Source organism: Streptomyces abyssalis (assembly GCF_001751365.1).
GTDB classification, from domain to species: domain Bacteria; phylum Actinomycetota; class Actinomycetes; order Streptomycetales; family Streptomycetaceae; genus Streptomyces; species Streptomyces abyssalis.
The window spans coordinates 762023-775786 of the sequence record NZ_LJGT01000037.1 but is presented as its reverse complement, the minus strand read 5'-3'; the positions used below and the strand labels follow the sequence as shown (position 1 = coordinate 775786).

Annotated in this window: 9 protein-coding genes; 4 read left to right on the top strand and 5 right to left on the bottom strand. The window is 71.5% G+C overall.

What is annotated here, in order from left to right:
• Positions 1–18: 18 nt before the first annotated feature.
• From AN215_RS06545 to AN215_RS06525, 5 genes are all read right to left on the bottom strand, one after another.
• Positions 19–348, bottom strand: coding sequence for an L-rhamnose mutarotase (locus AN215_RS06545; protein WP_070009728.1), 330 nt, complete (start codon positions 346–348; stop codon positions 19–21).
• A gap of 33 nt (positions 349–381) precedes the next feature.
• Positions 382–1467 carry a rhamnose ABC transporter substrate-binding protein gene (rhaS, locus tag AN215_RS06540; RefSeq protein WP_070009730.1) on the bottom strand — a complete coding sequence of 362 codons (1086 nt, stop codon included), beginning with the start codon at positions 1465–1467 and terminating at the stop codon, positions 382–384.
• A 99-nt stretch (positions 1468–1566) separates the two neighbouring features.
• Complete coding sequence (locus AN215_RS06535) at positions 1567–2625, bottom strand: ABC transporter permease (RefSeq protein WP_070009732.1); 1059 nt, start codon at positions 2623–2625, stop codon at positions 1567–1569.
• 14 nt (positions 2626–2639) lie between these two features.
• Entirely contained in the window at positions 2640–3689 is a 1050-nt protein-coding gene (locus AN215_RS06530) for an ABC transporter permease (protein WP_070009860.1), read from the bottom strand.
• Between the two features lie 18 nt (positions 3690–3707).
• Complete coding sequence (locus AN215_RS06525; protein WP_070009734.1) at positions 3708–5243, bottom strand: sugar ABC transporter ATP-binding protein; 1536 nt, start codon at positions 5241–5243, stop codon at positions 3708–3710.
• A 307-nt stretch (positions 5244–5550) separates the two neighbouring features.
• Here AN215_RS06525 and AN215_RS06520 point away from each other — a divergent pair, with 307 nt between their 5' ends.
• The 4 genes from AN215_RS06520 (at position 5551) to AN215_RS06505 (ending at position 13762) form a co-directional block, all read left to right on the top strand.
• Positions 5551–8784, top strand: coding sequence for a family 78 glycoside hydrolase catalytic domain (locus AN215_RS06520; RefSeq protein WP_070009735.1), 3234 nt, complete (start codon positions 5551–5553; stop codon positions 8782–8784).
• Between the two features lie 137 nt (positions 8785–8921).
• Positions 8922–10094, top strand: coding sequence for an L-rhamnose isomerase (gene rhaI / locus AN215_RS06515; protein WP_070009736.1), 1173 nt, complete (start codon positions 8922–8924; stop codon positions 10092–10094).
• Positions 10095–10100: 6 nt separating this feature from the next.
• Complete coding sequence (locus tag AN215_RS06510; RefSeq protein ID WP_070009737.1) at positions 10101–12146, top strand: bifunctional rhamnulose-1-phosphate aldolase/short-chain dehydrogenase; 2046 nt, start codon at positions 10101–10103, stop codon at positions 12144–12146.
• Positions 12147–12346: 200 nt separating this feature from the next.
• Complete coding sequence (locus tag AN215_RS06505; protein WP_070009861.1) at positions 12347–13762, top strand: rhamnulokinase; 1416 nt, start codon at positions 12347–12349, stop codon at positions 13760–13762.
• The last annotated feature ends 2 nt before the right edge of the window (positions 13763–13764 follow it).

The window sequence follows — 13764 nt, the reverse complement described above, 5'->3', positions numbered from 1 at the left end:
CGCTGCGTGTGCCGCGGGTCAGTCGAGATGGAATACCTCGGTGAGCGGAGTCATCGCCTCGTCGGCCCGCCGGGTACCGGAGGAGCCGACCGGTTCGAAGAAGGGGGCCATCTCCCGCTGCCAGCGGTCGTTGACCTCCGTCCTGTCCATCGCGGCGCGTGCCGCGGCGAAGTCGTCCGTCTCCAGGTAGCCCACGAGCAGTCCGTCCTCGCGCAGGAAGAGCGAGTAGTTGTGCCAGCCGCACGCGGACAGCGCCTCGAGCATCTCCGGCCAGACCGCGGAGTGACGCTCGCGGTACTCGGCCACCCGGCCGGAGCGGACCTTCAGCAGAAAGCAGACACGCTGCACGGCTCAACTCCCTTCCTGGTGCCGTGACCGGCACTAGAAGTCGTACTTGCCGATGTTCTTCTCGTCGAAGACTGTGGGCGGGCCCAGGATGACCTCGCCGTCCTTGCCGACGGTGCGCTCGCCGAGCTGGCCCGCCTTGAACTTCTCGCCCTCCTTGCCGGTGATCTGGCCGGAGGCGAGGGAGGCGGCGGCGTAGGAACCGAGATAGCCGAGCTTCTTGGGGTCCCAGAGGGAGAACTCCTCGACGGTGCCGTCCTTGATGTACTTGCGCATCTGGTTGGGAGTGCCGAGCCCGTTGAGGACGACCTTGCCCTTGTAGGTGGAGTCGCTGATGTAGCGGGCGGCGGCCGCGATGCCGACGGTCGTCGGTGAGATGACCGCCTTGAGCTTCGGGTATGCCTTGAGCAGGCCCTGGGTCTCCTGGAAGGACTTCTGGTCGTCGTCGTCGCCGTAGGCGGTCTTGACCAGCTTCATGTCCTTGTACTCGGGCTTTTTCAGCTCCTTCTTCATGTACTCGATCCACGCGTTCTGGTTGGTCGCGTTCTGCGTGGCGGAGAGGATCGCGATCTGGCCTTCGTGGCCGACCTGTTCGGCGGTGCGGCGGATCAGCGAGCGGCCGACCTCCTCGGAGCTGGCCTGGTTGATGAAGAGCTGCCGGCAGTCCTTGTCGGTGTCGGAGTCGTAGGCGACGACCTTGATGTCCTGCTTCATCGCCTGCTTCAGCGGCCCGCACACGGCGTTGGGGTCGTTGGCGGCGATGAGGATGGCGTCCTGCCGCTGCTGTACGAGGGTGTTGATGTAGCTGACCTGGGACGAGGCCTTCGCGTCGGAGGGGCCGACCTCCTTGGCCTTGCCGTCGTACTCCTCGGCGGCGGCGATCCCGGCCTCGTCGACGATCTTCTCGTACGGGTTGTTGATCTGCTTGGGCAGGAAGGCCAGCTTCAGCCCTTTCTTCAGCGGCGCGTCGGGGTCCGCCTTCGCTCCCTGCGCCTCGTCCTTGGCGTCGTCCTTCGCGTCGCTCTTGGTGGTTCCCGAGCATCCGGCGAGGGCCAGTGAGAGCGTGCAGGCTGCTGCCGCGACGGCGAGAAGCCGGGGGCGCGGGCGTGTCGTGGTTCGCATGGCGGGGCCTTTCAACTGATGGGCACGGGAAGGAAGTCGAGCCGGGCGAGCGGCCGTGGGCGACGGTGGCCGGTCCCGCGGGGCCGGCCACCGTCCGCGTCAGGTGACGGCCGCCCTCCGGTCCCTTCGCTCGGTGACGAGGGCGATCACCCGCGGCGTGAGCACGGACGCCACCAGCAGTACGCCGGTGACGATGACCTGGATCTCGTTGGAGATGTCGTTGAGGGTGAGCAGGTTGTTGAGGACGCCGATCAGCAGCACGCCGGCCACGGCACCGCCGAGGGTGCCCTTGCCTCCGTTGAAGTCGATGCCGCCGAGCAGCACGGACGCGATGACGACCAGTTCCAGCCCGAGCCCGTTGTCGGCGCGGGCGCTGCCGTAGCGCAGGGTGTAGACGATCCCGGCGAAGGACGCCATGAAGCCGGTGACGGCGAACAGCGCGAGCTTGATCCGCCTGACGCGGATGCCCGCGAAGCGTGCCGCGTCCTCCTGCGCCCCGATGGCGAACAAGGCCCGCCCGGCAGCGGTGCAGTGCAGCACGACGGCCGCGAGTACGGCGAGCACGATGAACACGGCGATCGGGTACGGGATGAACGTGCCCGGCACCGGCTCGGTGTAGGAGGCCCACTGTGCGTAGGCCTCGGGGAAGTCGGAGACGGCCTTGTTGCCGAGTACGACGGAGGCCAGCCCCCGGTAGAGGGTGAGGGTGCCGATGGTGACGGCGAGTGCGGGCAGCCCGACGCGGGTGACGAGCCAGCCGTTGAGCAGTCCGCCGAGGACGCCGACGACGAGGCACAGCGGCACGATCAGCTCGAACGCCCAGCCGGCGTCCCACAGGGCACCCGCGAGCGCGCTGGAGAGCCCGAGCATGGAAGCGACGGACAGATCGACCTGGCCCGCGACGACGAGCAGGGTCATGGGCAGGGCGATGAGGGCGATCTCCGCGATGTCGTTGAGGGCGGCGGAGAGGTTGGTGATCTCGGCGAAGCCGTCGGTGGTGCCGGCGCCGGCGAGCATCACGGCGATCAGCAGGATGCCGACGGCGGTGTCCCAGCGAAGGAACCTGCCCGCGCCGCCGCCACGAGCGCCACCGCCACCGCCACCGCTGGGCGCCGCGGCCGCACCCGTGGGGGCCGTCTCGTCTGCCGCGGGTGTCATGGGCGTCGGGGCGTTCAATTCCGGCTCCTCTTCCGCAGCGCCTCGGTCGTGCGGCTGCGTACGACGCGGTCGGTGCTGATGGCCGCGAGCAGCAGCGCGCCCGTGATCGCCTGCTCCCAGAAGGGGTTGACCTTGAGGACGACGAGGGAGCTGCCGATGGTGGTCAGCAGCAGCGCACCGAGGGCGGCCCCCAGGACGGTGCCCACGCCGCCGGTGATGGCGATGCCGCCGACGACGACGGCGCTGACGACGGTCAGCTCCCATCCGTTGGCGGCGTCGGCGACGACGGTGCCGAACCTGGCGAGCCACAGCGCGCCGGCGAATCCGGCGACCGCCCCGGAGAAGGCGTACGCCGCGAGCACCCGCCGGCGGATGGGAATCCCGGCCAGGCGTGCCGCCTCGGGGCTGGAGCCGATGGCGTACAGCTCCCGCCCGCTGCGGTAGGCGCGCAGGTAGTACGCGGTGGCCGCCAGCACCACGGCGGAGATCAGCGGCAGATACGGAATCCCGAGGACGCTGCCGCTGCCCAGCTCCAGCACGCCGTCGGGCACGTTGACGGCGTTGATCTGCCGGCCGTGCGCCCAGACGTGTCCGGCGCCCTGGATGACGTAGAGCATTCCGAGGGTCACCACCAGGGCGGGGACCCTGCCGAAGCTGACGAGCAGTCCGCTCACCAGCCCGCACAGCACGCCGATCCCGGTGCCCAGCAGCACCACCGTGACCGCGCTGTGCTGGGTGCCGGAGACGAAGCTGCCGCAGGCGAACGCGGTCAGGCCCACGACGGATCCGACCGACAGGTCGATGTTCCGGGTGAGCACGACGACGGACTGCCCGGTCGCGAGCAGCACCAGGATCGCGGAGTTGAGCAGGAGGTCCTGCACGCCCTGGTCGTCGAGGAAGCCGGGGTTGACGAGATACGTGCCGAGGATCAGCAGCGCGAGGGCGCCGCCGATGCTCAACTCCCGTATGCGGAAGACCAGGTCGGTCAGGGAGCGGGCCGAGCGCCGGGGCGCGGGACGGCCGCCGCGGGCGGTGCCGGACGGCTGCGGCGGCGGCTTCTCCAGGGTGTCGCTCACGCGGCCCTACCTTTCTGAAGGTCGCTTGATGGGCCGTCCGGTGGCCGCCGCCATGACCGACTCCTCGGTGGCGTCCGCCCGGGGTATCTCGGCCACGAGCCGTCCCTCGTGCATCACCAGCACCCGGTCGGCCATGCCGAGGACTTCGGGCAGGTCGGAGGAGACCATCAGCACGGCGATGCCCTCTTCCGCGAGGGAGGTGAGCAGCCGGTGCACCTCGGCCTTGGTGCCGACGTCGATGCCGCGCGTCGGTTCGTCGACGATGAGGACGCCGGGCTCGGTGGCCAGCCACTTGGCGAGCACGACCTTCTGCTGGTTGCCGCCGGAGAGCACGCCCGCGGTGTCCGTGAGCCGGTTGTACTTCAGCCGCAGCCGCACCGCCCAGTCGGCCGCGCGGGAGCGTTCCAGGGAACGGCGCACCATGCCCGCGCTGCCGAGCCTGTCCAGTCCGGTCAGTGCGATGTTCCGCTCGATGGACATCTCCATCACCAGTCCGCGCTGCCGCCGGTCCTCGGGTACGAGGGCGACTCCCGCGTCCATGGCGGCGGTCGGCGAACCGGGTTTCAGCGCCGTTCCGTCGACCTCGACCTCGCCCGCGTCGGCGCGGTCGACGCCGAAGACGGCCTGCACGACTTCGCTGCGTCCGGCGCCCACCAGGCCTGCGAGGGCGACGATTTCGCCGCGGCGCACGTCGAACGAGACGTCGTGGAAGACGCCTTCGCGGGTGAGTCTGCGCACCGTGAGGGCCCGCGCGCCGGGCGTGGTGTCCTGCTTGGGGTACAGCTCCTCCAGGTCACGGCCGACCATGCGGCGTACGAGGTCGTCCTCGGTGAGCCCTTCGAGTGCTTCGGTGGCCACGAGCCGGCCGTCGCGGAGTGTGGTGACGCGGCGGCAGAGCCGGAAGATCTCCTCCAGCCGGTGCGAGATGAACAGCACGGCGGCGCCCGCGGCGCGCAGCGCTTCGACGACGGAGAAGAGCCGCGCGGTCTCGGTGCCGGTGAGGGCGGCGGTCGGTTCGTCCATGATCAGCACGCGGGCGTCGAAGGAGAGGGCCTTGGCTATCTCGACGATCTGCTGGTCGGCGATGGACAGTCCACGGGCCGGGCGGTCCGGGTCGAGGTCGACGCCGAGACGTCGCATCAGTGCCGCCGTCGCCTCGCGCACGGCGCCGTGGTCGATGCGTCCGAGCGCGCGGCGGGGCTGACGGCCCATGAAGATGTTCTCAGCGATGGACAGGTCCGCGAAGAGCATGGGCTCCTGATAGATGACGGCGATGCCCGCGTCGCGCGCGCCGGCGGGGCCCGCGAAGACGACGGGGCTTCCGTCGAGCCGTACGGTGCCGGCCTCGGGCGTGTGGACCCCGCCGAGGATCTTGATGAGTGTGGACTTGCCCGCGCCGTTCTCCCCGGCCAGGGCGTGTGCCTCTCCCGCGTGCAGGGCCAGGTCGACGCCCTGCAGGGCGCGGACGTTGCCGAAGGACTTGCTCACCCCCTCCAGGGCGAGGACCGGCACCGGGGCCGCCCCCGGTTCTGGCTGGGTCATGTCCTGCTCCTCCTGTGCTGCTGACCGCGGCCCGGACACGCGGCGTGGGGCCGGGGCGTGATCCCGGTGCGGCGGGTGCCGGTGGGGCGGGAGCCTGCTCTGAAATGAAATGTTTCAACGAGCTTTCGGGGAAGCTAGCCCCGCACCTCAGGCGCGTCAAGGGTCACGCTCCAGGCAAGTGCCTTCGCACCGGCGCCATTGACGCCCGCGGCCGGTGGCTCTACGTTCCTGGCGCCGCTCGGTTGAAACGTTTTGCCCCTCACCAACCCGGCGTCCACCGAGGTGGCGCCGCCACAGGAGGTGCACATTGATCAGCAGACGTCATCTGCTCGCGACCGCGACCGTCTCCGGCATGTCCGCGACAGCACTGGGAACGAGCTCCCCGGCCGCCGTCGCCGCCGGCACCGGCGTCGGGGAAGCAGGCGGCGGAGGACTCCACGTCACCGCCACGACGACGGAGTACGCGGACCGGCCGCTCGGCCTCGACGCCCCGCGTCCCCGGTTCACCTGGCGCCTCGGCTCACGGCTGCCGGACCGCCTCCAGCAGGCCTACCGCATCCGTGTGGCCACGAGCCCCGGCCGCCTCTCCGACCCCGACGTGTGGGACAGCGGCAGGGTCACCTCGCGAGATTCGGTCCTCGTGCCGTACGGCGGACCGCGCCTGGAGCCCCGCACGCGCTACCACTGGTCGGTGCGCGTGTGGGGCGGGGAGGGAGGGCCCTCGCCCTGGTCGGCGCCGTCCTGGTGGGAGACCGGGCTGATGGACGCCGCACAGTGGCGCTCGGAGTGGATCACTGCGCCGCCCTCCCTCGTCGCGCCGCCCGCGCTGGAGGGGACCGGGTGGATCTGGTTCCCCGAGGGCGACCCGTCCTCCCGGGCACCGGCCGGCACCCGCTGGTTCCGCGGCAGCACCGGGATATCCGGAACGGTGCGTGCGGCGCGGCTCGTCGTCGCCGCCGACAACGGCTTCACCGCCTACGTCAACGGGACCGAGGTCGCCTCCCGTGACGCCCTGCCGGTGCAGAAGGGCTGGAGCAGGCCGGCGCTGCTCGACGTCACCCGCGAACTGCGCCCCGGTGCCAACACGCTGGCGCTCGAGGCGGTCAACTCCGAGGCGTCGCCGGCCGGTCTGCTGGCCGTACTGGAGGTGACCACCGGCGACGGCACCGAGCGGTTCTCCACCGACGCGACCTGGAGGTCCACGGACGGGGAGCCCGCCGGCGACTGGCGCTCCCCCGGCTACGACGACAGCGCCTGGCCACACGCCCGGAGGGCCGCCGCCTGGGGCGAGGACCCCTGGGGCAAGGTGCGTCCGGAACAGTCGCCCGCGCAGCTGCGCCGCTCCTTCCGGCTCCCCGCCCGGCGCGTGGCCAGGGCACGCCTCCATGCCACCGCGCTCGGGCTCTACGAGGCACACATCAACGGCGTCCGCGTCGGCGAGGACCGGCTCACCCCCGGCTGGACGGACTACGGCAAGCGCGTGGCGTACCGGACCTACGACGTCACCGAGGCGCTGCGGCAGGGTGACAACGCCCTCGCGGTGACTCTCGCGCCGGGCTGGTACGCCGGGAACGTCGGCTGGTTCGGACAGCACCAGTACGGCGAACACCCCGCGCTGCTGGCCCAGTTGGAGATCGTCCACGAGGACGGCCGCACCACCCGTGTCGGCACCGACGCGCAGTGGCGGGCCGCGAGAGGGCCGCTGGTGACGGCCGACCTCGTGATGGGCGAGCAGTACGACGCCCGCGCCGAGACCCCGGGCTGGAGGGAGCCCGGATTCGACGACGCGCACTGGGAGCCCGCGGTCCCTTCCGGTGCCCGCCCCGGAAGTGACGGCCCGGCCGTCGTCGCGATGACGGACGCACCGACCCGGGTGATGAAGGAGATCTCACCGGAGAGGACCACCGAAGTACGCCCCGGCGTCTTCCTGTTCGACTTCGGCCAGAACATGGTCGGCTGCCTGCGCCTGACCGTCGAGGGCGGCGAGACCGGCCGGCGGATCCACGTGCGGCACGGGGAGGTCCTCGACCAGGACGGTGCCCTCTACGTCGCCAATCTCCGCACCGCCCGCGCCGTCGACACCTTCACGCTGAACGGGAGCGGACGGGAGACCTACGAGCCGCGGTTCACCTTCCACGGATTCCGCTACGCCGAGGTCACCGGCTGGCCCGGAAGGCCGCCGCGCGACGCGGTCACCGGCCTGGTGATGCACACGGCCGCCCCGTTCACGATGGACTTCTCCACCGACGACCCGATGCTCAACAAGCTCCACGCCAACATCACTTGGGGCCAGCGCGGCAACTTCCTCTCGGTCCCCACCGACACTCCGGCACGCGACGAGAGGCTCGGCTGGTCGGGCGACATCAACGTCTTCTCCCCCACCGCCGCCTACACCATGGAGTCCGCGCGCTTCCTCACCAAGTGGCTCCAGGACCTGCGCGACGGGCAGGACGAGAACGGCGCCTACCCTGACGTGGCACCCTTCGCCGGCCCGCTCGGCAAGGGCGTCGCCGGATGGGGCGACGCGGGTGTGACGGTGCCCTGGGCGCTGCACCAGGCGTACGGGGACGTGCGCGTGCTGCGCGAGAACTGGCCGGCGATGCGCCGGTGGATCGCGTACCTCCAGGAGCACAGCGACGGGCTTCTGCGGCCCGCCGAGGGGTACGGAGACTGGCTCAACGTCGACGACGAGACCCCCAAGGACGTCATCGGCACCGCCTGCTTCGCCCACGTCACCGGGCTCGTCGCGGAAACCGCCCGGGTGCTGGAGGAGGACTCCGGCCCGTACGAGAGGCTTCACCGGCGGATCAGGGACGCGTTCGACGCCGCGTACGTGGACGGGAACGGCCGGATCAAGGGCGACACCCAGACCGCATACGTGCTGGCGCTCTCGATGGACCTGCTGCCGACGGCGGCGGCGCGGCGCGCGGCGGCGGACCGTCTCGTGGAACTGATCGAGGCCCGCGGCGGGCACCTGTCCACGGGCTTCCTGGGCACTCCCCGACTGCTGCCCGCGCTGACCGGGACGGGGCACACGGACCTCGCCCACCGCCTGCTGCACCGGCGCACGTTCCCTTCCTGGGGCTATCAGATCGACAAGGGCTCGACGACGATGTGGGAGCGGTGGGATTCGATCAGACCCGACGGCAGCTTCCAGGACGTGGGGATGAACTCCTTCAACCACTACGCCTACGGCTGCGTGGGCGAGTGGATGTACCGGAACCTGGCGGGGATCGCACCGGCCGAACCGGGATTCCGCAGGACGCTGGTGCGGCCGCGGCCCGGCGGCGGAGTACGCAGGGTGGACGCCAGGCACGACACGCTCTACGGACCGGTCCGCACCCACTGGACCCTCGACCCCGGGGACCGTTTCCGCCTCACCGTCGTCCTGCCGCCCAACACCACCGGCGAGGTGTGGGTACCGGCCGCGGACCCTTCGGCCGTGAGCGCGCGGGGAGCGCGATTCCTGCACGCCCGGCAGGGTTGCGCCGTGTTCGAGGCCGGTTCGGGCACGCACCGGTTCGTGTCGGACGGCGGATGAGACCCCGCCGTGCGGCCCCGGGGCACTGGGCTATTGACGGCGGTCACCTGCGCAAGTAGCTTTCCTGAAACGTTTCATGGCACGGCGGGATCGGGCGGGCCCCGGCCCGAACCCGCCGTGCCACACGGAGGAGACGCATGTCAGAGCCGGACCGGGCGGCCGTCAGGGCCGCTCTCACCGCACAGCGGATCGAGACTCCCTCGTGGGCGTACGCGAACTCCGGAACCCGCTTCAAGGTGTTCGCGCAGGCGGGGGTGCCGCGCACCCCCGAGGAGAAGCTGGACGACGCCGCCCGCGTACACGAGCACACCGGAGTCGCGCCCACCGTGGCGCTGCACATCCCCTGGGACAAGGTGGAGGACTACGGCGCGCTGGCCTCGTACGCGAAGGAGCGCGGGCTGGGCCTCGGCACCGTCAACTCCAACGTCTTCCAGGACGACGACTACAAGCTCGGGTCGGTCACCCACCCCGACGCGGCGGTCCGCCGCAAGGCCCTGGGCCACCTGCTGGAGTGCGTGGACATCATGGACGCGACCGGCTCCCGCGACCTGAAGCTGTGGTTCGCCGACGGCACCAACTACCCCGGCCAGGACGACATCCGGGCCCGTCAGGACAGGCTCGCCGAGGCGCTCACGGCGGTACGGGACCGGCTGGGCGAGGGCCAGCGGATGCTGCTGGAGTACAAGTTCTTCGAACCGGCCTTCTACACCACGGACGTTCCCGACTGGGGCACCGCCTACGCCCACTGCCTGAAGCTCGGCCCGAAGGCACAGGTCGTGGTCGACACCGGGCACCACGCGCCGGGCACCAACATCGAGTTCATCGTCGCGCTCCTGCTGCGCGAGGGGAAGCTGGGCGGCTTCGACTTCAACTCCCGCTTCTACGCGGACGACGACCTGATGGTCGGCGCCGCCGACCCGTTCCAGCTCTTCCGCATCATGTGCGAGGTGATACGCGGCGGCGGCATGGACGACGCCGCCGGGATCGCCTTCATGCTCGACCAGTGCCACAACATCGAGCCGAAGATCCCCGCCATCATCCGCTCCGTGATGAACGTGCAGGAGGCCACGGCGAAGGCCCTGCTCGTGGACCGCGGCGCCCTGGAGAGCGCTCAGCTGTCCGGTGACGTGCTCGGCGCCAACGCGGTGCTGATGGACGCCTACAACACCGACGTACGGCCGCTACTCGCCCAGGTGCGCGAGGAGAGCGGCCGCGACGCCGACCCCGTCGCCGCGTACCACCGCTCCGGATGGGCGCAGAGGATCACCGAGGAACGCAAGGGCGGCCAACAAGCAGGCTGGGGAGCGTAGTTCAGCATGACGGCACGACAGCACGACACGGTCGGCGAACTGCTGGCACGCTCGCACCGCCTCGGCGCCGACCCGCGCAACACCAACTACGCCGGTGGCAACACTTCGGCCAAGGGTCTCGCCGCCGACCCCGTCACCGGGCAGGACACCGAACTGCTGTGGGTCAAGGGCTCCGGCGGCGACCTCGGCACCCTCACCGGCGAGGGCCTGGCCGCGCTGCGACTGGACCGGCTGCGCGCGCTGAAGGGCGTCTACCCGGGTGTCGGCCGCGAGGACGAGATGGTCGCCGCCTTCGACCACTGCCTCCACGGCAAGGGCGGGGCTGCGCCCTCCATCGACACGGCCATGCACGGCCTGCTCGACGCACCGCACGTCGACCATCTCCACCCCGACTCCGGGATCGCTCTGGCCTGCGCCGCCGACGGGGAGAAGCTGACCCGCGACTGCTTCGGCGACAGCGTGGTGTGGGTGCCCTGGCGGCGCCCCGGCTTCCAGCTGGGCCTGGACATCGCCGCCGTCAAGGAGGACAACCCGGGGGCCGTCGGGTGCGTGCTGGGCGGCCACGGCATCACCGCATGGGGCGATTCGAGCGACGAGTGCGAACGCAACTCGCTGCACATCATCGGCACGGCGGCCCGCTTCCTCGCCGAGCGTGGAAGGCCGGAGCCGTTCGGCCCCGTTCTGGAGGGATTCGGGCCGCTACCGCGCCAGGAGCGGCGGGAGCGTGCCGCCGCGCTGGCACCGCTGATCCGGGGGCTGGCCTCGGCGGACCGGCCGCAGATCGGCCACTTCGACGACTCAGGGGCGGTGCTGGACTTCCTCTCCCGCGAGGAGCATCAGCGGCTCGCGGCGCTCGGCACCTCCTGCCCGGACCACTTCCTGCGGACGAAGGTCTCCCCGCTCGTCCTCGACCTGCCCGCCGCGGCTCCCCTGGAGGAGGCCGAGGCCAGGCTGCGGGAGCTGCACGAGGAGTACCGCGAGGGCTACCGCGCCTACTACGAACGGCACGCGGGCCCTGACTCGCCGCCCATGCGCGGCGCCGACCCGGCGGTCGTGCTGGTCCCGGGCGTGGGGATGTTCTCCTTCGGCAAGGACAAGCAGACGGCCCGCGTGGCGGGCGAGTTCTACCTCAACGCGATCAATGTGATGCACGGTGCCGAAGCCGTCTCCTCCTACTCCCCCATCCCCGAGTCGGAGAAGTTCCGCATCGAGTACTGGGAGCTGGAGGAGGCGAAACTGCGCCGGATGCCTCCGCCCAGGCCGCTGGCGACGCGTGTCGCGCTGGTGACGGGCGCCGCCTCGGGCATCGGGCGGGCCATCGCACACCGGCTGTCCGCGGAAGGTGCGTGCGTCGTCGTCGCCGACCGGAACACACAGAGCGCCGAGGAGGTCGCAGCCGAGCTGGGCGGCCCGGACAAGGCCGTCGCCGCCGCGGTCGACGTCACGTCCGAGGAGGAGATCGCGGCGGCCTTCCGTGCGGCCGCGCTCGCCTTCGGCGGGGTCGATCTCGTCGTCAACAACGCGGGCATCTCCCTCTCCAGGCCGCTGCTGGAGACCAGCGCGGACGACTGGGACACGCAGCACCGCATCATGGCCCGCGGCTCCTTCCTGGCCTCCCGTGAGGGTGCCCGGGTGATGAAGGCGCAGGGACTGGGCGGCGACATCGTCTACATCGCCTCCAAGAACGGCGTGTTCGCGGGGCCGGACAACATCGCCTACGGCGCGGCCAAGGCCGACCAGGCGCACCAGGTCCGGCTTCTGGCCGCCGAGCTCGGCGAGCTGGGCATCCGCGTCAACGGCGTCAACCCGGACGGTGTCGTACGGGGTTCGGGGATCTTCGCGGGCGGCTGGGGCGCGCAGCGCGCGGCGGTCTACGGCGTGCCCGAGGAGAAGCTCGGCGAGTTCTACGCCCAGCGGACGCTGCTGAAGCGGGAGGTGCTGCCCGAGCACGTCGCGAACGCCGTCTTCGCCCTCACGGGAGGCGATCTGAGCCACACCACCGGGCTGCACATCCCCGTCGACGCGGGCGTGCCGGCCGCGTTCCTGCGCTGAGCGTCCCGCCGCACGCCACCGTCCACCGCCCAATGCCCATCGCCCGACCATCGCCCACCGCCCGGACCGCGAGGGCCCGACCCCGAGGACCAGCCGCCGTGTCACCTGCCCCTTCCGCATCGACCGCGCACCCGGCGTCGTCGCGGCGCACCGCGGCCCGGTTCGCCGCCGTCGATCTCGGTGCGTCCAGCGGACGGGTCATGACCGGCGCCGTCGGGCCGGACTCGCTGGAGCTGCGGGAGGTGCACCGCTTCCCCAACAGGCCGGTGCGTACGGGCGGAACGCTGCACTGGGACATACTCGCGCTCCACCAGGGCGTGCTCGACGGGCTCCGCCGGGCCGGGCCCGTGGCGTCGGTGGGTGTGGACTCGTGGGCGGTGGACTACGGACTGCTGGACGCCGACGGCGTACTGCTGGGCAACCCGGTCCACTACCGGGACGCCCGCACCGAGGGGATGGCCGGCCGCCTCGCGGAGACTCTCCCGCCGCAGGAGCTGTACGCGCACACGGGCCTGCAGTACCTCCCCTTCAACACGGTGTACCAGCTCGGCGCGGCCCGTGATTCCGCTCAACTCGCTGCCGCGCGGGCGCTGTTGCTCATACCGGATCTGATCTCGTACTGGCTGACGGGTGTGCGCGGCACCGAGCTGACCAACGCCTCCACGACGCAGCTCATCGACCCGCGCACACGCGACTGGTCGCAGACGGTCGCCGAGGCCGCCGGTGTGCCCCTGTCCCTGTTCCCGCCGCTGCGCCGTCCCGGGGACGCGGCCGGGGAGCTCCTGCCGGAGGTACTCGACGAGACAGGGCTGGACGGGCCGGTCCCGGTGACGGCCGTCGGCTCGCACGACACCGCGTCGGCGGTCGCCGCGGTGCCGGCCCGCAGCGGCCGTTTCGCCTACATCGCCACCGGCACCTGGTCGCTGGCCGGGCTGGAGCTGGCGGAGCCCGTACTGACCGAGGAGAGCAGGCGCGCGAACTTCACCAACGAACTCGGCGTCGACGGGACCGTCCGCTACCTCCGCAACATCATGGGCCTGTGGCTGCTGCAGGAGTGCATGCGCTCCTGGGAATCGGCAGGCAGCCCGCAGGAGTTCGAGCCGCTGCTGCGCGACGCGGGCTCCCGCACACCCCTGAGGTCCGTCGTGGACGCGGGCGATCCGGAGTTCCTCGCCCCCGGCAGGATGCCGCAGCGGATCGGCGAGGCGTGCCGGCGTGCGGGACGGCCCGTACCTGACGGCCCCGCCGGGACGGCCCGGTGCGTGCTCGACTCGCTCGCGATCGCACACCGGCTGGCGGTCGAGGACGCCCAGCGCCTCGCGGACACCGAGGTCGACGTGGTGCACGTCGTCGGCGGCGGCGTGCACAACGAGCTGCTGTGCCAGCTCACCGCCGACGCCTGCGGGTTGCCCGTCGTCGCGGGTCCGGCGGAGGCCGCCGCGCTCGGCAACGTCGCCGTGCAGGCCCGTGCGCACGGGGTGATCGGCGACGACGCGGGGCTGGTCAGGCGGCTCCTGTATGACACGCTGCCGCTGAGGACGTACCAGCCCTCCGGTGACCACGGCAGTCCGCAGGAGTGGGCCGGTGCCGCCGCGGCGGTCCGGGCAGGCCGCTGAAC